This is a genomic window from Rhodococcus mengyinensis, from assembly GCF_048381435.1.
Lineage (GTDB): Bacteria > Actinomycetota > Actinomycetes > Mycobacteriales > Mycobacteriaceae > Rhodococcus_F > Rhodococcus_F opacus_D.
In genome coordinates, this window is the sequence record NZ_JBLWIT010000054.1 from 19250 (window position 1) to 39064 (window position 19815).

General features: G+C 67.5%; 17 protein-coding genes. 2 read left to right on the forward strand and 15 right to left on the reverse strand.

Annotated features, from left to right (window positions below; all coding sequences use genetic code 11):
- Positions 1-18: 18 nt before the first annotated feature.
- The gene (locus tag ACNJ7E_RS10585; RefSeq protein WP_005244749.1) at positions 19-684 is read right to left on the reverse strand and encodes a ThuA domain-containing protein; all 666 of its coding nucleotides are present in this window, start codon (positions 682-684) and stop codon (positions 19-21) included.
- Positions 685-902: 218 nt separating this feature from the next.
- Here ACNJ7E_RS10585 and ACNJ7E_RS10590 point away from each other — a divergent pair, with 218 nt between their 5' ends.
- Both ACNJ7E_RS10590 and ACNJ7E_RS10595 read left to right on the forward strand, forming a co-directional pair.
- On the forward strand, positions 903-1985 hold the full coding sequence (locus tag ACNJ7E_RS10590; RefSeq protein ID WP_348539582.1) for a LacI family DNA-binding transcriptional regulator: 1083 nt from the start codon (positions 903-905) through the stop codon (positions 1983-1985).
- Between the two features lie 46 nt (positions 1986-2031).
- Entirely contained in the window at positions 2032-2916 is an 885-nt protein-coding gene (locus ACNJ7E_RS10595; protein ID WP_418339798.1) for an LLM class flavin-dependent oxidoreductase, read from the forward strand.
- 43 nt (positions 2917-2959) lie between these two features.
- On the opposite strand, the gene ACNJ7E_RS10600 is transcribed toward ACNJ7E_RS10595, so the two are convergent.
- From ACNJ7E_RS10600 to ACNJ7E_RS10665, 14 genes are all read right to left on the reverse strand, one after another.
- On the reverse strand, positions 2960-3994 hold the full coding sequence (locus tag ACNJ7E_RS10600) for a proline racemase family protein (protein ID WP_280779004.1): 1035 nt from the start codon (positions 3992-3994) through the stop codon (positions 2960-2962).
- 181 nt (positions 3995-4175) lie between these two features.
- Complete coding sequence (locus ACNJ7E_RS10605) at positions 4176-5072, reverse strand: dihydrodipicolinate synthase family protein (protein ID WP_280779003.1); 897 nt, start codon at positions 5070-5072, stop codon at positions 4176-4178.
- A gap of 181 nt (positions 5073-5253) precedes the next feature.
- Positions 5254-6594 carry an MFS transporter gene (locus ACNJ7E_RS10610; RefSeq protein WP_280779002.1) on the reverse strand — a complete coding sequence of 447 codons (1341 nt, stop codon included), beginning with the start codon at positions 6592-6594 and terminating at the stop codon, positions 5254-5256.
- A gap of 81 nt (positions 6595-6675) precedes the next feature.
- Positions 6676-8010, reverse strand: a complete 1335-nt coding sequence (locus ACNJ7E_RS10615; RefSeq protein ID WP_280779001.1) for an NAD(P)/FAD-dependent oxidoreductase — start codon at positions 8008-8010, stop codon at positions 6676-6678.
- On the reverse strand, positions 8007-9446 hold the full coding sequence (locus ACNJ7E_RS10620; protein WP_280779000.1) for an NAD(P)/FAD-dependent oxidoreductase: 1440 nt from the start codon (positions 9444-9446) through the stop codon (positions 8007-8009). Before ACNJ7E_RS10620 ends, ACNJ7E_RS10615 begins: the two co-directional genes overlap by 4 nt.
- The gene (locus ACNJ7E_RS10625) at positions 9439-10872 is read right to left on the reverse strand and encodes an FGGY family carbohydrate kinase (protein ID WP_418339799.1); all 1434 of its coding nucleotides are present in this window, start codon (positions 10870-10872) and stop codon (positions 9439-9441) included. Before ACNJ7E_RS10625 ends, ACNJ7E_RS10620 begins: the two co-directional genes overlap by 8 nt.
- A 36-nt stretch (positions 10873-10908) precedes the next feature.
- Positions 10909-11166 (reverse strand): hypothetical protein, encoded by a 258-nt coding sequence (locus tag ACNJ7E_RS10630; RefSeq protein ID WP_280778996.1) that lies wholly within the window; start codon positions 11164-11166, stop codon positions 10909-10911.
- Complete coding sequence (locus ACNJ7E_RS10635; RefSeq protein ID WP_418339800.1) at positions 11163-12602, reverse strand: aldehyde dehydrogenase family protein; 1440 nt, start codon at positions 12600-12602, stop codon at positions 11163-11165. Before ACNJ7E_RS10635 ends, ACNJ7E_RS10630 begins: the two co-directional genes overlap by 4 nt.
- Positions 12603-12646: 44 nt before the next feature.
- Positions 12647-14110 (reverse strand): APC family permease, encoded by a 1464-nt coding sequence (locus ACNJ7E_RS10640; protein ID WP_317570251.1) that lies wholly within the window; start codon positions 14108-14110, stop codon positions 12647-12649.
- 231 nt (positions 14111-14341) lie between these two features.
- Positions 14342-14953, reverse strand: a complete 612-nt coding sequence (locus tag ACNJ7E_RS10645) for a 3'-5' exonuclease (protein ID WP_418339801.1) — start codon at positions 14951-14953, stop codon at positions 14342-14344.
- Positions 14950-16770: a putative nucleotidyltransferase substrate binding domain-containing protein gene (locus tag ACNJ7E_RS10650; RefSeq protein ID WP_418339802.1), complete on the reverse strand. Its 1821-nt coding sequence runs from the start codon at positions 16768-16770 to the stop codon at positions 14950-14952. Before ACNJ7E_RS10650 ends, ACNJ7E_RS10645 begins: the two co-directional genes overlap by 4 nt.
- Positions 16763-17548, reverse strand: coding sequence for a GntR family transcriptional regulator (locus ACNJ7E_RS10655; protein ID WP_105416812.1), 786 nt, complete (start codon positions 17546-17548; stop codon positions 16763-16765). The genes ACNJ7E_RS10650 and ACNJ7E_RS10655 overlap by 8 nt, the downstream gene beginning before the upstream one ends.
- Before the next feature lie 60 nt (positions 17549-17608).
- Positions 17609-18118 (reverse strand): hypothetical protein, encoded by a 510-nt coding sequence (locus tag ACNJ7E_RS10660; RefSeq protein WP_418339803.1) that lies wholly within the window; start codon positions 18116-18118, stop codon positions 17609-17611.
- A complete protein-coding gene (locus ACNJ7E_RS10665) occupies positions 18115-19752 on the reverse strand; it encodes a GMC family oxidoreductase (RefSeq protein WP_418339804.1) in 1638 nt (545 codons plus the stop codon). The genes ACNJ7E_RS10660 and ACNJ7E_RS10665 overlap by 4 nt, the downstream gene beginning before the upstream one ends.
- Positions 19753-19815: the final 63 nt, after the last annotated feature.

The window sequence follows — 19815 nt, forward strand, 5'->3', positions numbered from 1 at the left end:
TCGTTTCTCCTTGCTGTGTCAGTTCGCTACGCGGGCGGCGTAGCGCAGTCCCTGCTTGGTCAGTCGGCGCACGTTCGGCTCCGACAGGTCTGCCGGCGTGTGGCCGATCGAGTGGTAGAAGACCCGACCGGCGCCCCACTGGCGCACCCACGCCACCGGGCTGCGCAAGCCCTCCAGCCAGGGCAGGTGCTCGCCGCTGAACTCGGTCTCCGCGAGCACCCGGTTGTTCGGGTCGACGTGCATGTAGTACTGCTCGGACGCCACCGCGAAGTCCTCGACACCGGCGGTCACCTCGTGCTCGCGGTCGGTGATGCTCACCTTGTACGGCTGCGGGAAGGCCTCTCCCGCAGGATGTTCGACGAAGTCGCCGCCGAGGAGGAAGTGGTACTTCAGGCTCGCCCGGAACGCGGCGGCGGCGCCGTGCCACGCCGCGACCCCGGTTCCGGCCGCGACGGCGTCGAGCAGGTTCTTCTCCTGCGAATCGCTCAGGTCTTCGGTGGTGAGCGCGTTGTTCCAGCCGAGCACGATCAGGTCGTATCCGGTCAGGTCGCGATCGAGGGTGAAGATGTCCTGCGACTCCTCGACCTGGTAGTTCAGCTCGGAAAACAGTTCGCGTGCCCATGCGGCGATGTCGTACGGATGGTGGCCGGGCCAGCCGCCGTAGAGGTAGAGGACCTTGGTCATGAGTGCTCCCATGGATGATGAAACCGGAAATGGTGAAACGATTAACTTATGGTGGTGAATCGTATCACCGGCTGGAGAGCTGTCAATGGCTGATGTCGAGGGAACGTGGGACGCGTCCGGACGCGTCCGGACGCGGACTAGGATCGGGCTTTGCCAATTGTGCGCTCCGGTGCGCAACGGCCGGTTGCGGCCGATGATCGCCGACGAGGGAGCACCACTTGGTCACGATGAAGGACGTCGCCCGAGCGGCCGGAGTATCGGTCGCCACCGTCTCCTACGCCTTCAGCAAATCGTCGAAGGTTTCTGCGACACAACGGGAACGCATCTATTCCGTCGCCGCGGAACTCGGCTACGCGGGGCCGAACATCGCCGGGAGCAGTCTGCGGTCGGGACGGATCGGCGCGGTCGGGGTGATCGTGCCCGATTCCCCGGTTCAAGCGCTCGAGGATCCGTCCGTGACCCTGCTGATGAAGGGCATCGCGGAGATCGGGAACTCGGCCGACATCGCCCTCACCCTGTTTCCGGCCTCACGTGGTGGCTCCCCGGATTCACCACCGAACTCGCTGGTTCTCCGTGGACTCGTGGACGGCGTGGTCATCCACAACGTCCCCGACGGTCATCCCCTGGTCGAGGCGATCATCGCGCGCGGTATCCCGGCCGTCGTCGTCGATTCGCCCAGAAGCGCGGGACTGCCGTTCGTGGCCATCGACGACCGCCACGGCGCCTACCTGCAGATGGACCACATCCTGAGCCTGGGCCATCGACGCATCGGGATCATCGTCGACAAGCTCGGCCAGGATTCCGACTGCCGGATGGTCACGGCGGACGACGTCGGCGCGGCGACCGAACGCAACGCGCGGGAGCGGCTCGCCGGCTACTTCGCCGCCGCCCGCGACCACCACCTCCCGGTGGAGGAACTGTCGATCGTCGTGGCGGGCAACATCGATCGCGCCGCGGGCGCCGAGGCCACCCGGATCCTGCTCGACGCGGCTCGGCCGACCGCTCTGGTGGCGACGTCCGATGTGCACGCGGTGGCGACGTGGCAGGTGTTACGCGAGCGCGGCCTGACGGTGCCCGACGACATGTCCGTCATCGGCTTCGACGACGCACCCGTCGCAGAGCTTCTCGGTCTCAGCACAATTCATCAACCGATCGTCGAGAAGGGCCGCGCGGCCGCGACGATCCTGCTCGATCGGCTGGGCGGCGGCACCCGCACACGATCGTTGATGAAGACGTCGCTGGTCGTCCGCGCGAGCACCGCGCCGCCGCGCGAATCCAGCACCGCGCCGCCGCGCGAATGATGGCGATGCTCCGCGACGGCCGGGTGTCATCCTCCATGATGGATCGATGACGACTGCGGTGCCGCGACTGGGCGTGACGTTCATCCCGACGATCGAACCCGAGAAGTTGAAGGACTTCGCGCGGGTGGCCGAGGACAGCGGCCTCGACGAGATCTGGTTGTGGGAAGACTGTTTCAAGGAGAGCGGCGTGGCTGCGGCGGCCGCGGCACTCGCGTGGACGGAGCGAATCCACGTCGGTGTCGGGTTGATGCCCGTCCCGTTGCGCAACGTCGCGCTCACCGCGATGGAGATCGCCACGCTAACCCGGTTGTTTCCCGGTCGAGTGATCGCGGGCGTCGGACACGGGGTGCAGAGGTGGATGGAGCAGGTGGGCGCGCGGGTGGCGTCACCGATGACGCTCCTCGAGGAGTATGCGGTGGCGCTCCGTGCCCTCTTGGACGGTGAATCGGTGAGCACGGACGGCCGGTATGTCCGGCTCGATCGTGTGAAACTCGACTGGCCTCCCACCGAACGGGTTCCGTTGATGCTCGGCGGCGAGGGGCCCAAGTCGATTCGCCTCGCGGCACGTCTGGGTGACGGTAACCTCGTCACCTCTGCGGTGGGTGACGACGACATCCGCAGGACCCGCGACCTGATCGTCGAGGAGATCGGCGACGAACGGGCGTCGTCGCATCGCATGGTCGTCCCGAAGATCGCCGCCACCGGCGAGGGTGCGCGACAGCGGGTGGACGAGGAACTGGCGCGGTGGGAGAAGCCGGCCGACAAGGGAATCGGGATCGCCGGCGACGCGAACACCGTCGCCGAGGAGGTGCGAAGGCTCGCCCGCCTGGGCGCGACGTCGGTGGCCTTCGCACCGACCGAGGACGAACCGGATCTGCTGGGATTCGTCGAGTTCCTCGGTCGCGCCGTCAAACCCCTCATCCCCACGTGAGTGGGAAAGAGTGCCCGGGCACACTTTCCCACTCACGTGCGGGTCAGTTGCCGGTCGGCCAGGTGTCAGACAGGGTATAGCCGGTCGGGAACGGGTCGGCGGGGTCGAGCCCGACCTGGCTGAGTTCGGTGATGTACGCCTGGCCGCTCACGCGGGGAACCACGGCGTCGTACGTTCCGACCTTCGTCAGTCGGTCGATCCGGCTCTCGAAGCGACTGCCGATCACCGATTCGTGCACGAACTTCTCCCCGACCTCGATGAGGCCCTTCGCCTTCAGCACCGCCAGTCGAGCGGACGTGCCGGTGCCGCAGGGCGAGCGGTCGAGTCGGCCGGGGGAGACCACCACGGCATTCCGGGCGCTCAGCACCCCGTCGGTGCGTGAGAGGGGGCCGACGAACTCGGTCTGGGTGATTCCCGCGAACTCGGGATTGGTCGGGTGCACCGCGGGGATCTGCTCGGCGGCGGCGGTCTTGAGCTTCTGTCCGAGGTCGCAGATCTCGCGGGCCTCGTCGGGTTGCAACTTCAATCCGAGTTGGTCGGCGTCGGCGAGCACGTAGGCCATGCCACCCCACGCCACGTCGACGGTCAGGGTGCCGTAGCCGTCGAGTTCGAGCGGCACCCCGATCTCGTAGGCGAACGCGGGCTGGTTCTCGAATTCGACGCTCGTCACCTTGCCGTTCTCGCAGGTGCAGCGAATGCGGATGAGCCCGGCGGGTGCTTCCAGCACGATGTCGGTGACCGGTTCGACCATGGGAATCATGCCGGTCTCGAGCAGCGCGGTGGCGACGCACATGGTGTTGCTGCCCGACATGGCCGGGTACTCCGTGGACTCGGCGATGACGTAACCCATCTGGGCCTCGGGATCTGTCGCCGGGACGACGAAGTTGACGCACTGGGTCACCGAGCCCCGCGGCTCGTGGAGCAGCAGCTGCCGGAGGTCGTCGCGGTGCTCGCGGAAGTGCTTCATCTTGTCGAAGACCGTGGCGCCGGGGACGTCGCCGATTCCGCCGGTGACGACGTTGTTGATCTCGCCCCCGACGTGACACTTCACTACGTTGACTACTCGACTCCAGCGCACGATCTTCCTCCGTGTGTTCGTCTGCGTTGCGGTGGCCTGGTTCCACCCTGCCAGGGCTGAACTTCTCTGCGCCTGCGGGCGAGAGGCGAGGCCGGCAGCGGGGGTGATTGCTGCCGGCCTCTGCGCACGTGTCGGGGAAGGGTCACTCCGTGATGAACGCGCGCGGTCTTCTTGGTGGTGACTAGCGGGCGTAGGTGAGTCCGGTCTCGGCGATGAGCTTGGTGAGCTCTTCCTTCTTGTCCGCGGACAGCTCACCGTACGGTGCGCGGGGCACTCCGAGGTCCACGCCGACGGCCTGAGCGGCGGCCTTGGTGGCCACGGCGTAGCCTTCCTTGCCGAGGAAGTCCAGGACGTTCCACAGCCGCTTGAAGATTTCGAGGGCCTCGGTGTACTTGCCGGCCTTGGCGAGTTCGTAGATCGCGACGCACTCCTTGGGGGCGAAGTTGGGCGCACCCCAGATGGAACCGGCGGCACCGGCGGAGAAGGCGGGCAGCACGATCGTGTCCCAGCCGACGAAGGTGTCGATGGCGTCGCCGAGGTTGAAGATGAGGTCGAAGGCCTGCTCGATCGACCCGGACGTGTCCTTGATGTACCGGACGGCGTCCGTGCGTTCCAGCAGTTCACGGTAGAACGGGCGATCCAGGTTCATTCCCGTGACACCCGGCAGGTTGTACGCGATCACCGGGATGTTCGCCGCTTCGCCGACGGTGGCGAAGTACTCGATGACCTCGTGGCGGGTGGGGGCCTCGTAGAAGGGCTGCACCAGCAGGACGGCGTCGGCGCCTGCGTCGGCTGCGTGCCGGGACAGTTCGATGGCCTCCGCGGTGCGGGTAGAGCCGGTCTGGGGTGCGACGGGCACGCGACCGGCGGCCTGGTCGATGACGACCGTGTTGACGAGTTTGCGCTCGTCGAGCGTGAGTGCTGCGAACTCTCCGGTGCTGCCGCCGGGGACCAGGCCGTGCAGTCCGTTCTCGATCAGGAAGTCGACGTGGTTGCGCAGTGCGCCTTCGTCGACGGAGCCGTCCTGGGCGAAGGGAGTGGAGACGGCGGCGAGGATGCCACCCAGCTTCTTGGTCATGTCGTGTCCTTGTTCGGTGGTGGTGGTCGATGCCCGTTGTGGGGTCCTCGACTGGTGAACTTCCGGGAACTCGCTCTGGCCTTCGACAATTGTTGAATTGACGATTGTCGACAAGAGAACGATGTCAAATCTAAGGTCGATCCTCGGTGGTGTCAAGGGATCGGCCGGGGTTCTTCGGCCGCTATTCGCCGACGGTGATGGGATCGCGGCGGAGGGGCTCCGCCTCCGCCCGCGCATCGACTTTCCGGCCCGCGGTTTCGTGGAGCGTCGCCGCCGCCACGATGGCCATCACGCCCGTCACGATCAGGATGACCGAGGGCGCCAACGGACTGCCGGTTGCCGCGATCAGATACGTCGCCACATACGGCGCGGTGCCGCCGAAGACTGCCACCGAAATGTTGAATCCGATCGAGAATCCTGCGTACCGAACACGACTCGGGAAGATCTCCACCATCGCCGCGCCCGACGCGGACATGAACATGGCGAGGCAGATCCCCATCGCGGCGTGCGCAACGACGATTGCGGGGACATTCCCCGTCGCGAACACCATGAACGCGGGATACACGATCAGCGTGCTCGATACGGCACCGAGGATGATCACCGGTTTGCGGCCGTAGCGGTCGGAGAAGCGGGCGAACACGAAGATGGCGACCGCCGCCGAGCACAGGCAGGTGACCGTCGACGCGGAGGCCAGGCCGAACGAGAATCCCACTTCCGACTGCAGATACGTCTCCATGTAGACGAAGATGAAGTAGAAGGCCGCGGCCTGCAGCGCAATGCACCCGACCACCTGCACGATCTGCCGGCGACTGGTCGCGAGGGCATCCTTGACCGGAGACTCGCTGACTTCTCCCGACGACTGGAGTCGTTCGAATTCCGCAGTGTCGCTGAGCTTCAGGCGAATGTAGAGACCGACCAACCCGAGCGGTCCCGCGATGAGGAAGGGGATCCGCCAGCCCCATTCGAACATCGCCGTTTCGCTCAGTGCGGCGTTGAGGCCGAGGATGAGAACCGAGGCCGCCGCGTTGGCGAGATAACTCGAGCAGTGCCAGAAGCTGACGGTGCGCGCCCGCCTGCCACGTTTTGCGGACTCGACGAGGAACGTCGCCGCACCGCCGGGTTCGCCGCCGGCGGCGAAACCCTGAATGATCCGCAGTGTCACCAGCAGTGCCGGGGCCGCGAGGCCGATGGTGGCGTATCCCGGCAGCAGACCGACCGCGAACGTCGACAGCGACATCAGAATGATCACTGTCGCAAGAATCTTCTTGCGGCCGACCTTGTCTCCGAGTCGGCCGAAGACGAAGCCGCCGATCGGATTCATCAGGAACGCGACTCCGAACGCGGCGAACGTTGCCAGCAGGCTCGTCGCCGGATTTTCGGAGGGGAAGAAGATCCTGCCGAGCAGAACGGCGAGGAATCCGTATGCGGCGAAGTCGAACCAGGTGATGAAGTTTCCGATCGCGGCGGCCGTGATGGCCCGCCGCATCTCGGGGCCGTGCAAACCGCCCTGTACTTCCGTCATGAGTCTTCCGATCGATCGAGGTTTATTGTCGACAATCTGTGTGCGAGATGGTGCTGAACGAAGATGGGTGTCGGGGTGTGCTCAGCTGCAGCGGGTCGGGATGAATTCCCCTGCCGCATTGCGCGTGGTTTCCCCGTGAGGCGCGTTGGCCAGACCGACGGTCACGGGCCCCTGCGCCGGGTCGACGGCATCCATGATCGACCACGGCACGCGGAAGACCCGCCCCGGTGACGCGGCCCACGGCAGCAGCGTGGTCGCGACGACGCGACCCCGCTGCGAGACAGTCACCTTCGGGAAGCGGACCAGCTGATCGGTCCACAGCAGCAGGCGCCGGCGTGGTGGGGCGGGGTCGCCTGCCCGGAGCAGTCCCGGGGAAACCCAGCGGAACGGCGGGGCCGCGAGGATGCGTACCGCGGTCGTACCCGGATCGATCGCTTCGCCGGCGTCGAGGAACGCGGCCACCCGGTCTGCGACGAACGTGCCGTCGAGGGCTGCGATGTCGGCGGTGTCGACCGGGTGCAGGACGTTGCCCGCGGCGAAGACGTCCGGCCGGCTGGTGCGCAGGGCGGTGTCGACCAGCGGTCCCTTCGTTCCGGGGTCGATGGCGATACCCGCCGTGCGCGCGAGTTCGTGGTCCGGGATCCAGTCGCCGGTGAAGACGACGGTGTCGCACTCGACGATCTCGCGTGCGCCGGTGTCGAGATTTTCTATCTCGACCGCCTCCAGATTGCCGTGGCCGATGACGCGCACGACGCGGGTGCGGGTGGCGATCGGGAGCCGGAACAGTGCCTTGCCGGGAATGGTGAAGGCGGCGTAGGACTCCGGCGACGAGTGCTGCGTCGTCATGAGCACGGTCCTGCACCCGGCGTGCTTCAGCGTCATGACCGCGGACCAGCTCACTAGTTCGCCACCGACGACCACCGCGCGCGTTCCGACCCGTCCGTGGTGCAGGTGCACGATGTTCTGCAGTTGTCCGGTGGTGTAGACCCCGGACGGTCTGTCGCCGGGAATCATGCGGGCCGGGCGGGCACGCTCGCGGGCACCGGTGGCCAGGACGAGTGCCCTGGACTCGATGCGGAGGAGACCCGCGGGTGAGGTGACGTCGAGCGCGCCGTCGGGATGCACCGCCGTCACCATCGCGTTCGGCATGATGTCGGCGCCCGCGGACTTCGCATCCCGCACCAGGCGTTCGGCGTAGGCCGGGCCGCCGATGAACGTGTGCAGGTCTCGGATGCCGTAGCCGGGGTGATCGCAATGGCGCGGGATCCCACCCGCACGGCTTTCACGGTCCAGGACGAGAGCCTGGCGCCCGTGGACCTTTCCGAGCTGTGTGGCCGCAGCCAACCCGGCGGGACCTGCGCCGACAATGGCGACCTCGGCGGTGATCACCGTGCGTGAGGTATCTGGAGCGCTCATCGGACGGCTTCCTTCCGGGTCTCGGTCGCCTCGGGCGAACCGGCGGGGCATCGGTGTGCATCGACGAGCGAACCGATCTCGGCGCCGCAGAAGAAGCCCTGGCACCGGCCGTTCATCGCCCTGGTGCGGCGACGGAGCCCTTCGAGTCCGGCCGGGGGGATCAGCGACTGATACGCGTCGCGGATCTCACCCGCCGTGACGCGCTCGCAGAAGCAGACCACCCTGCCGTATTCACTGTCACGAGCGATGAGTTCGGCGTCCTGATACGGGCGAGTGAATGCCTCGCCGATGTTCGGCATCCGGGGCGGCGGCGGCAATTCGGTGCGTGCGCTGTCGAGAGCGCCTGCCTTGGTGAGCAGTTCGCCGACGTACTCGGCCACCGCCATTCCGGACGTCAGCCCGGTCGAGCGGATTCCACCGACCAGGACGTAACGCCGATCGTGGTCGACCTCGACGAGGTAGTCGCCGTGATCGGTGGCGGCACGGAGTCCGGCGTACGTGGCGGTGACCTCCTCCTCGAGCAGGCGCGGCATCAGCTTGGCGCCCTTGTCCAGCAGGAACTCGAAGCCGGCTTCCGACGTCGCCGTCGCGGAACGGTCGGTGAGGTCTTCCGCGGTGGGCCCGAGCATCACGTTGCCGTAGATCGTCGGGCTGACCAGAACACCCTTGCCGCGGGACGTCGGGACGGGGAGCACGATCTTGTCGATCAGCGTTCGTGCGAGCTTGTCGTAGACGAGCAGTTCGCCGCGCCGCGGGGTGACGTGGAATCGGTCGTAGCCGAATTCCCTGTCGATGTAGTCGGCTCCCAGCCCGGCGGCATTGATCACCCACCGCGCGCCGATGTCGCCGCTCGACGTGTGCAGGATCGTCCGCTCGGCCAGGGTGGTCACCGATTCGGCGCGGGTCCGCGTCCGCAGCGTCACTCCGCGGGCGACGGCATCCGTCGCCAGTGCGAGGTTGGTGGTCCAGGTGCAGATGATCGACTCGTCGGGGACGGTGAGTCCGCCGAGCGCGCCGTCACCGAGCGCGGGCACGAGCCGGTAGATCTCGTCGGCGTCGATGATGTCGCAGTGGGGGTAGCCGTTGTCGGCGGCCTTGTCGCGCAGGCCCGGCAGTGCGGCCAGTTCCTCGTCGTTCCATGCGACGAGGATGGCGCCCGAGCGTTCGACGGGAATCCCGGTCTGCTGTGCGTATTCGGAGAGCAGGGTGTAACCGCGGCTCACCATGCGGGATTCGAGTGTGCCCGGCTTCGCGTCGAATCCGGTGTGCAGGATCGCCGTGTTCGCCTTGCTCGTCCCGTCGCCCACGTCGTCCCGCGCCTCGACGAGTGCCACGGTGTGGTGATATCCGGCCAGCTCCCGCGCGATCGCCGAGCCGACGATGCCCGCACCGAGCACGACGAAATCGTAATCGGGGGGCGGAGGGGTGTCAGTCATCGCTTTTCTCCTGTGGCAGCGCCGCTCGTGCGGCCGCCCGCCAGTGGTGTCGGAATTCTGCCGCGCGGTCGACCGACCACCGCGGCTCGTAGGTGGTCGCCGGTTCCCAGTCGGCTACCGCGTCCTCCAGGGACAGGTCGGGGTTCAGTGACAATCTGGCGCAGGCCGCCGCACCGAGAGCGGTGGCGTGGGACGACGGATAGACGTCGAGGGGGATCTGGGTCAGATCGGCCGTGGCCTGCATGAGGCGGCGGGACCGAGTGAGCCCGCCGTCCACTCGCAGCCGGGTGAGGGGAGCGCCCAGGTCACCTTCGACGGCAGACACCAGCTCCGCCGTCTGCGCCGCCAGCCCCTCGAGGACGGCGGCCACCAACTGGGACCGATCGGTGGACAACGTCATCCCGGAGAACGATGCCGTCGCGTCCGGCCGCCACCACGGTGCGGCGAGGCCGGCCAGTGCGGGCACGAAATACGTTCCACCGGAATCGTGTGCGGCCACACTGTCGAGGTCGCGCGCCGACTCGATCAAGCCGAGGTCCTGGATCCACCGGATGGCGGAGGCGGCGGTGTAGGCCTGGCCGTCGACGCAGTACGACGTCTTCCCGCGCACATTCCACGCGACGCAGGACGCCAACCCGGCGGCCGAGCGGACCGGGAGCGTGCCGGTGTTGGCCAGCAGGAACGCCCCGGTGCCGAACGTGCACTTGGCGGTGCCCGCGTCGAAGCACCGCTCCGCCAGCAGAGCCGCCTGCTGATCGACGACGAGACCGCCGACGGCAGCGTCGGATCCGAAGACATTCGTGGTTCCCACGACGACGTCGTTGGCGACGATGGCAGGCATCCGCTCGGCGGAGAGTTCGAACAACTCGAGAAGCTGCGGATCCCACGCGACCGTGTCGAGGTCGGTGAGCAGCGAACGGCTGGCGGTGGCGGAATCGGTGACGAACTCCCCGGTCAGGTAGTGCACGATCCAGGTGTCCGTCGTGGTGACCACCCCCGCCGTGGTGGCGTTCTGCCGTAACCACTGCATCTTCGGCGCCGAGAAATAGGGATCGAGCACGAGGCCCGTCCGCTGTTCGACCCATGCCTTGGACTCGGACTTGGTGCGGCACAGCTGGTCCGACCGGCGGTCCTGCCACACCACGGCCTGGCTGAGGGGTCGGCCGGTGTCCGGGTCCCACACCAGGACGGTCTCACCCTGGTTGGCGAGGGAGACGGCAGACACGGGCACACCCGCTTTCGCGACCGCGCTCCGTCCTGCCTCGAGGACCGAACCCAGCAGTTCCATCGGGTCCTGCTCCACGCCGCCTGCGGAGAGATATGCCGGACGGACCGGTGTTTCGGCGATCGCGAGGACGTCGCCGTCCTCGGAGACGACGACAGCCTTCGTGCCGGACGTGCCCTGGTCGATGGCAAGGACTGTCACGCGCTCTTCCTTTCGAATCGGAGGGGTGGAGCTGGTCTAGTCGGTCCGAGTGCGAAAATCGAACTCGTATCTCGCGGTCGTGTCGTCGACCCGCCACACGTCGACGTTGCCGTCCCACAGCGTCACCAACCAGCACGTGCGCCCTCGTGACGGCACGACCATGGTGGCGTGCGCCCAGGGCGATGCCGTTCCACTGCGCAGGTCGATCCGCCGGATCGCCCGTCCGACCGCATCTTCCGGCTCTGCCGGCACCCACGTGCCCCACGCGGTGTCGTGGCGGCTCGGTGCCGTCACGACAGGCTCACGATGACGTGCTTGACCCGGGTGAATTCCTCGAGACCGGCCGCGCCGCCCTCCTTGCCGTAGCCCGAGCCCTTGAAACCGCCGAGCGGTCCTTCCGGGCCGACCGCCATGTGGTTGTTCACCCACACGACCCCGGACTCGATCGCGTTGACGTTGCGCAGGGCTCGGCCGATGTCGCGGGTCCAGACCGACGCGGCGAGACCCTGCTCGACCGCGTTGGCCTTCTCCAGCGCGTCCGCTTCGTCGGTGAACGTCTGGACCGTCGCCACCGGGCCGAAGATCTCTTCCTGCACCAGCCGATCGTCCTGTTGCAGACCGTCGATGAGGGTGGCTTCGTAGAAGTAGCCGGGACCGTCGACGATCCTGCCGCCGGTCACGACCCGTGCGTGGTCGGGCCTGCCGTCAACGAGCTCGGCGACGCGGGCGCGCTGGCCCTCCGAGATGAGAGGTCCGAGAACCGTCGACGTGTCGGCGGCGTCGCCGATCCTGGCCGCCCGCAGGCTGTCGGCCAGCGCCGCGACGAACGTGTCGTGGATGGTCTCGCTCACCAGCAGCCGGGTTGCCGACATGCACTCCTGGCCGGCGTTGAACAGGATGCCGTTGGTGAGGATCGGGAGTGCGGCCTCGAGGTCGACGTCGTCGTAGACGACGACGGGAGCGTTGCCGCCCAGCTCGAGCACCAGCCGTTTGGGTGTGGCACCCGCAGCCTCAGCGATCCGCTGTCCAGCGGACGTCGAGCCGGTGAAGGAGACGAGGTTGACGTCGGGGTGACGAACGAGAGCGTCCCCGACCACACTGCCCTTGCCGTGCACGACATTGAGGACACCCGCGGGCAGCAGCTGCTGCGCGAGCTCCGCGAACCGGGTGGTGGCCAGCGGGGTCAGCTCGGCCGGCTTGATGACCACGGTGTTGCCGGCGACCAGTGCGGGGGCCAGCTTCCAGATCGCCTGCCAGAGAGGGAAATTCCACGGTGTGATGCCGAGGACGACGCCCAGGGGTTCGCGCCGGACGAAGCTGGTGTTGCCGGCGGTGAATTCCCCGGCGGCCTGCGCGGACAATGCCCGGCCCGCTCCGGCGAAGTGCCGGAACGCCGCGACGATCCCGGGAAGCTCGTCACCCTTCGCCGCCGTCGTCGGCTTGCCGGAATCGAGCGTCTCGAGGTCGGCGAGTTCGTCCAGGTTCGCCTCGAGGAGGTTGGCGAGGTCGTGCAGAATCTGCGAGCGCTCGCCGGGCGTCTTCGCGGCCCAGGCGGGGAAGGCGGCGCGGGCCGCGTCGACGGCGCGGTAGCCGTCCTCGACGGTCGATTCCTGGAGTTCGGCGACGACCTCGCCGGTGGACGGGTTGCGGACCTGTCGCACCTGCTCGGAGGATCCTGCCACGGCCTTGCCGTCGATGATGTTGGTGACGGAACGAAGCGTGGAAGACATGAAAGTCCTTTCGAATGTGGGTCGGTGGTCGGGGAGGTGGGTTGTCAGAGGTGTCCGGCCTGGGTGTCGATGGACTTCCCGCGCCTGCTCTTGGGGATCAGCATGTAGATGACGGCGCCCGACGCGATGACCAGCAGCATGCCGAGGCCGACATGGGTGGGGTCGGAGTAGATCAGGAGCGCGCACAGCACGACCGACCAGGCGATCGCCAGAACGAAGATGACCGGGCTGACGATGCCGTAGTGCCACGGGTGGGACGGCAGCTTGCGCTTGACCAGTCCGTAGAAGCCGACGACGACCACGACACCGTAGGCCATTCCCCAGGCGAGTGCCGTCATCGCTGCGAGTACGGACAGCAGCGAGGACCACAGCGCGAACACCACGGAGATCGCGAAGATCGTGAGGGTCGCGTTGATCGGGATCCGCTGGGCACTGACCTTGCGCAGCCAGGAGGCCGCGGGGATCTGGCCGTCGCGTGCCTGTGACCACAGGACGCGAATGCCGGTGAGCTGCAGCATGACCAGGGCAGCGAACAGGGCGACGATAGCGACGGCTTCGAAGATGTTCGCGAACGCGGCACCGACCGCGGTGTCGAGGATCAGCTTGACCGGGGTGGTGCTCTCCATGACCGCCGGGAGGTCCTGGATGGCGAGCATGATCAGCGCGACCATGAAGATGCCGACGACGTAGGAGGAGACGTTGGCCATGACCGATGCCATCGGCGCCTTGCGGGCGGCGTCCTTGGTCTCCTCGGAGGCGTTTCCGGTCGCGTCGAACGACGAGATCGCATATGCGGGAAGGATCATCGCGAGAAGGAAGGGGACGAACCAGTTGCCGCCGGTGGTCGTTCCGCCGGACTCGCTCAGGAACGACAGCGGCTGGGTGGGGTGCTTCACGATCAGCAGCACGGCTACCAGCGCGACGACGCAGAGCACTTCCGCCACCACGCCGATGTTGTTGAGCACGGCGGCGACCTTGACTCCGGCGATATTGATGACGGTGCCGAGCACGATCAGACCGAGCGCCCACGGGAGTGCGTCGGTGTTGTCCTCGAACGTGACGCCGAACCAGCCGGCGACGAAGGGGGCGATGCTCACGGCGACGGTGGTGACCGCGACGGTGTGCGCGATCAGCAGCCACCATCCGGTTTGCCAGGCCAGCCACGGCTTCCCGGTGATCCGCCCGGTGATCTGGTACACGCCGCCGGCCAGTGGGTAGGCGGAGACGAGCTGCGCGACCGCGAGTCCGACCGTGAATACCTGCAGGCCGCCGCCGACGAGGAACGACCAGAACGACGCGGGCCCGAAGAATCCGAAGCCGACGATCAGGGTCGTGAAGATTCCGGAGGCGATCGCGATCGAGGTGAACTGGACTCCGAAGGCGGAGAACAGTCCCAGCGTTCGGTTCAGTTCCTGCTTGTAGCCGAGCTTCTCCAGATATGCGGAATCGGTGTCCGCTCCGGAGTCGAGGAGCGGACGCTCGGGCTCGGTGGGCGGTTGAGTGGACACCGGGGGCTCTTCCGGGGTTATGGCCATCGTGACCTCGCTGGTCTCTGTCGCGGGTATCTCGGCGGGGGATGTGCCGAGACGAGGTTCGGTTGTCGTGGAAGAAGGCGACTGGATGCGCCGCGCTTGTTCTACTGTCGACAATCTACCACAAATCGGTGTGACCTCAATCACCAGTTGTTTCGGCTGGATTACGTCTGCGTCAACCGCGCCCGAGGCGACGTTCGCCGGCACTCAGATCGACCAGGGAGCGCGCGGTGTCGTAACCGAGGCGCTCCAGCCGGGACGCCAGTGCGAGGAACACCTGTGCCGTGGTGACGGCGTCACCCAGCGCGTGGTGGGATCGACGACGGGGAGGCCGAGCGTGTCGGCCAGCCATTCGAGGTTCGGCTCGCACCGGTGCTGCCGTGGCGCCACGCCGACCGCACGGGCGAGGGCCGCGGTGTCGACGACCATCGGCCGGAACTTCAGCCCGCTGTCGCGGAAGGCGCGGGAGAGGAAGGCCGTCTCGACCCAGGCCGCGTGGGCGACGAGGACACGGTCGGTGAGGAGGCGCTGCAGGACCCCGACGGCCTCGCTCGACGGCGGGGCGTCGGCGACGTCCGCCTCCCGGAGCGTGTGGACGGCAACGGCCTCCGGGCGGATGTCGCACTCGGGGTGGACCAGTCCGTAGACGCTCTCCGACACGACGATGCGACCGTGCCGGACCACGACCGCCCCGTAGGACACGATGGTGTCCCGCGCGAGGTCCAGTCCGGTCGTCTCCAGATCGACGACCGCGAACTCGGCGTCGCGCCACGGGCGCACCAGAGCGTCGGCGCGGCGGAACCTCAGGTGTGTCCTCATGGAAGGCGCGCCACCCATTCGCTTTCCAGCCGGTTCTGGACCTCGGCCACCGCCCGGAACGATTCACGCAGATACCGGCGGGTGAGCGTGTCCAGTTGGTTGGGCGCGACCCACGTCGTCGCGTCGGTGCTGCCTTTGATGGCTTCGATCTCGCGGCCCAGGACCAATCCGTACACATACTCGAACGCGCGCACGAGCGTCTCGGTTTCGTCCGCGGTGAGCAGACCGGCGGCCTCGCCGCGCCGCAACCGGGTGAGGGTGGAGCCGCGATCGTCGCCGGTGACCACCGCGATCCACCGTCCGAGGGAGGCGATCGGCACGAGTCCACCCGCCTTGAGGTCGAGGTGGCCGCGGTTGGCGCCGGAGTGCTCGACGACGAAGTTGCGCACGAACCCGACCGGAGGTCGCCGGGAGGTGGTGAAGCGCAGGAGGGCCGACAGATACTCGCGACTGCGGGTGGTCGCGAGCATGGCGTCGGACACCGAACGTCCGAGCGACATCCCGCTGACGGGTCTGCTGTCGGCGATCATCGACGACAGCAGCAGAGCGTTCTTCTGGGTGGGATTCGTGATCCACGACGTCGCGGCGGCGACCGCGTCGGTGCGCGAACGCGCGAACAGCGGGTTGGTCGCGTTGGCGCCGTCGGCGCAGCGGGGCAGGCCGCAGCGTTCCATGTTGTCCAGGACGCGTCCGGCCCAAGTCTGCAACTTCCGGGCGGGCGAGTCGGTGCCGGGCAGGTCTTCCCAGACCAGGCCGGTGTCGACGTCCGACCTGGGCAGCGGTTCGCGGCGGGCCACCGATCCGAGAAGCAGCCAGGACGTCCGGTGGGGAACGTGGTCGTCGCCGACGTCGGTCAGCTCGACGAGCCGCCGGATGATCGCGTCGATCACCGCGGACATCAGTCCCGCGACGTGCATGACGGACGCGCCGGTGTCGTACAACTCGACCCAGGTTCCGGGGAGCAGGGCCGCCGCGGACGCCAGGTCCTCCACCGTGGTCGCGTCGTCGATCGCGCGGCGGACGACGAGGGGATTGCGCACTTCGGCCGACGCGAGGTCGACGACGCGGAGAATCCCCACCGGTCTTTCACCGGTGCCGGTCACGACCAGGTGGTGCACCCCCGACTCGACCATCGTCAGGAACGCATCGCCCACGAGAGTCTCGGCGGGAACGGACCGGGCGGGGAACGAGGCGATGACCGATGCCGGGCTGTGCGCGTCGACGTGCCCGTCGGCGAACGCCCGCCGGAAGTCGTTGTCCGTGACGATGCCGATCGCGCCGCCCCGGTCCATCAACGCGTACGACTGGCCTGCGTCGGTGATCACGGACGCCGCCTCGCTCACGGTCGCGTCGGCGGGGCACCAGACGACGGGTCGCATCTGATGCCGGGCCGCGCGCAATGCTTGATCGACCAAACCGGAGCGGGCCAACCGTTCCCGCGTGACGAGGGTGCCGTAGTGCCCGAACTGGAGTCGCTGCGGGTGCTGCAGCACCGGCCGCGGGTCGGGGAAGCGGTAGCAGAGTGTGTCTTCCGAGGCGCGGATCGCGAGAGGCGGAGGCAAACCGGAGAGCACCGAGATCTGCCCGAAGGTTTCGCCGGGGCCGAGCAGGTCGACGACCCGGCCGCGGTCGATCACCTCGACCTCTCCGGTGCGGACTACGAAGAAGTGATCGAGAGGGGCCTCGCCTGCCTCGACGATCCGTGCGCCGGCGGCGAAGTACTCGACCTCCACCGTCCGAGCCAGGGCATCGAGGTCGGCGGAATCCAGCGCGTCGTAGGGCGGCTGACTGCCGAGGAAGTCGACGTACTCACGCATTCGACGGTTGAGAACCGTCGACTGGAGCGGTTGCGGCCGGGGCAGCGTCGGTCGAACCGTGGACGTGCCGGTCGATCTCGCGGGTGATCGCCTCGAGGTCGCCGGTATCGATGATGGTGAGCAGGCGCTCGTGTTCGGCGACGACGTCGTGGAGATCGGGGAACGACTGATGATCCGCCGAGAGGAACAACTGGAGCTGGGATTCCCAGCTGCGCCACAGGTCGAGCAGGAGGCCGTGCTCGGACAGTTCGTAGATCACCCGGTGGAAGCTCATGTGCGCGTCGATGGTCCGGGTCAGGTCACCGTCGTCCGCGCCCCGGGCCATGTCCTGGAGGGTCCGCACGATCTTGGTCCGGCCTGCCCCCGACAGTCGTGGCAGTGCCAACTCGATCGCGTAGGGCTCGAGCCGTTTGCGCAGGCTGGCGATCTCGGCCATCCCCTTCGCGCTGACCTCGGCGACGAACGCACCCTTGTACGCGATCTTCACCACGAGGCCTTCGTCGGCGAGGATGCTCAGCGCCTCTCGCAGCGGCGCCCGGCTCACACCCAGGTCGGCGGCGATGTGTGCCTCGCGGAGCTGACTGCCGGGGGCCAGGGTGCCGTCGAGGATCGCCGTGCGCAGGACGCCCGCGACCGTGCCCGGAGTGGTGCGCTGATGGATCCGCCCGAGGGAGATGTCGCCGTCCTCGCGTCGACCCACAGTCGATCCCGGTGGACGATTCGGTGACAGAGTCATCGGGTTGTCCTTTCTGATGGTGGTTGTTTCGACGTTGACCACGCCGGGAGCCTCTTGTCGACAATAGATCAACAGTGCGGGACGGGGGAGCGTCCGAGCAGGCTATTCGCCGTTCGCGGACACGTAGAAGTGTCCGCGTTCGAGCACCGGATCGAGTATCCCGGTGTCCAGTTCGTTGGCGGCATCCTCGAATCCGGCGGCGTCGCGGTGCTGCCCGGGGTACCCGATCAACGCCTTGACCTGGGGAGTCATGAAGTAGGCGCCGGCGAGGATCGACGACAGCGGATCGAACGTGAACTTGTCTTCGGCCCACATCCGCTTGATCTCGGCGCGCAGGCCGTCGCCGTGCAGACCGGCCGTCTTGTCGACCGCGGAGAGGACCGCGTCGAAGACGTCGGCCCGGGCGGCGAGCGCCAGATTCAGGTAGCGGAGGTACTCGTCGGCGTCGCTGGCGGCGGGATTCTCACCGGACGCGGGGATCAGGCAGTCCGCGATCCGCAGGAGCGTCGTCAGTTCGGAATCCGTGAGCGGCCGCGGCGGTGCCGTGTGCCTGCCCGGTACCGACAGTCGCCGTTTCGGCGTCGAGTGCAGGTCGAGGGATGTGGTGCTCATACCGATGCCTTCCGTGCGGTGACGTCTTCGACGACCTTCTTGCCCACCCTGAGGGCGAGGGCGCTGATCGTGCAGGTCGGATTGGCGGAGCCGGACGTGACGAAAATGCTGCCGTCCGCGATGTAGAGGTTCTCGACATCGTGTGCCCGGCCGTACGAATCGACCACGGACGTCGCCGGGTCGTCGCCCATCCGGGCCGTCCCGAGGAGGTGCCCCGGCTGGTCGACCCACAATTCCTGCGTGAAGATCTGCTTCGCGCCCGCCGCCTCGTGGAGTTCGACCATGCGGTCGACGGTGTACTTCAGGATCTTGCGGGTGTTCTCGCTGACGCGGTACTCGACCTTCGGCGCAGGCAGGCCGTCGGCATCGAACTCCTCGGTGGAGAGGGTGACCCGGTTGTGTTCCTCGGGTAGATCCTCCACGTTGGCCGCCCAGAGGATGCCGTTGGACGCCGCGCGCGCGACATCGTGAATGGCCGGTCCCCACAGGTCGTCGAAATCGAGTTGCCGGTGGGTCTCGATCGTGTTCAGCGGTCCCGGCGTCGGGAGGGCGTGCAGCTTGGCGCCGCGGACGAACCCGCGGGAGGTGTCCGTGTCGTAGAACTGCATGGAGTGAATGAGCTGTCCGGCCGGCCCACGCCAGCTCTCCAGATTGTCCTCGTAGTACCCGATGGCGGTGCAGTTGGGGTGCAGCATGAGGTTCCGGCCGACCTGGCCCGAGGAATTCGCCAGGCCGTCCGGATGCTTCTCGTCGGCCGACAGCAGCAGGAGTCGCGGTGTTCCGATGCCGTTCGCGCAGACGATCACTGCCCGGGCCGGCTGGAAATGGACGGCGCCGGTGCGGTCCACCCATTCGGCGCCTGCTGCACGGCCGTCGTCGCCGGTGACGATCCTGCGGACACGCGCACCGGTCTCCACGCGGGCGCCGGCCTGCTGCGCCTGCGGCATGTAGATCAAGTCGAACGAGGCCTTCGCGCCCTGCGGGCAACCCCATTCGCAGACGCCCCAGCGGCCGCACTGCTCGAGTGTCTTGTTCTTCTGACTGGGAATCGCGTTGGTGCCCGGCCACCAGTGCCAGCCGAGCTTGTTCGCGGCTTCGGCCGCTTTCATCCCGGGCTTGCCCAACGGGTGTGGCGGCAACGGGTATTCGAGACCTTCGGGGTAGGCGGTGTCGCCGTCGACTCCGGAGACGCCGATGAATTCGTCGACCTCGTCGTGGTACGGCTTGAGGTCGTCGTAGCTGATCGGCCAGTCGTCCGCGACACCGTCGAGCGTCTTGACCCGGAAGTCCGAGGGCAGCAGTCGCGGCCACTCCGCGCCGTAGAAGATGGAACTTCCCCCGACGGCGTTGAACATCACGGGCCACATGTCGGATTCCGTCACGTCGACCGGGTAGTCGGACGGCAGGGCACGGACATTCGGATCGTGCGCCCAGTCGTGCTGGATGAGCAGTTCCCACTCGGGGTGGTTGGCGGGGAAGTCGCTGGGGTTGACCCAGTCGCCCTGCTCGAGGCAGAGGGTGCTCAGTCCCGCCGTGGCGGCAGTGTGCGTGACCACCGCGCCGGACGGACCCGCGCCGATCACCAACACGTCGACCTCGTCGTGCTGGGTGACATCGGAGTCAGTGGAAGTCATCGTGGTCGACCTCATTTCGTCTAATTGTCGACATTACATCAATGGTGATGGGAGTCACGTCGG

Excerpts from the sequence above, each read along its gene's own strand:
- ACNJ7E_RS10620 (WP_280779000.1), bottom strand. The coding sequence starts at position 9,446 with ATGACTGACACCCCTCCGCCCCCCGATTACGATTTCGTCGTGCTCGGT.
- ACNJ7E_RS10650 (WP_418339802.1), bottom strand. The coding sequence starts at position 16,770 with ATGCGTGAGTACGTCGACTTCCTCGGCAGTCAGCCGCCCTACGACGCG.
- ACNJ7E_RS10615 (WP_280779001.1), bottom strand. The coding sequence starts at position 8,010 with ATGAGCGCTCCAGATACCTCACGCACGGTGATCACCGCCGAGGTCGCC.
- ACNJ7E_RS10665 (WP_418339804.1), bottom strand. The coding sequence starts at position 19,752 with ATGACTTCCACTGACTCCGATGTCACCCAGCACGACGAGGTCGACGTG.
- ACNJ7E_RS10610 (WP_280779002.1), bottom strand. The coding sequence starts at position 6,594 with ATGACGGAAGTACAGGGCGGTTTGCACGGCCCCGAGATGCGGCGGGCC.
- ACNJ7E_RS10595 (WP_418339798.1), top strand. The coding sequence starts at position 2,032 with ATGACGACTGCGGTGCCGCGACTGGGCGTGACGTTCATCCCGACGATC.
- ACNJ7E_RS10605 (WP_280779003.1), bottom strand. The coding sequence starts at position 5,072 with ATGACCAAGAAGCTGGGTGGCATCCTCGCCGCCGTCTCCACTCCCTTC.
- ACNJ7E_RS10635 (WP_418339800.1), bottom strand. The coding sequence starts at position 12,602 with ATGTCTTCCACGCTTCGTTCCGTCACCAACATCATCGACGGCAAGGCC.
- ACNJ7E_RS10660 (WP_418339803.1), bottom strand. The coding sequence starts at position 18,118 with ATGAGCACCACATCCCTCGACCTGCACTCGACGCCGAAACGGCGACTG.
- ACNJ7E_RS10585 (WP_005244749.1), bottom strand. The coding sequence starts at position 684 with ATGACCAAGGTCCTCTACCTCTACGGCGGCTGGCCCGGCCACCATCCG.
- ACNJ7E_RS10645 (WP_418339801.1), bottom strand. The coding sequence starts at position 14,953 with ATGAGGACACACCTGAGGTTCCGCCGCGCCGACGCTCTGGTGCGCCCG.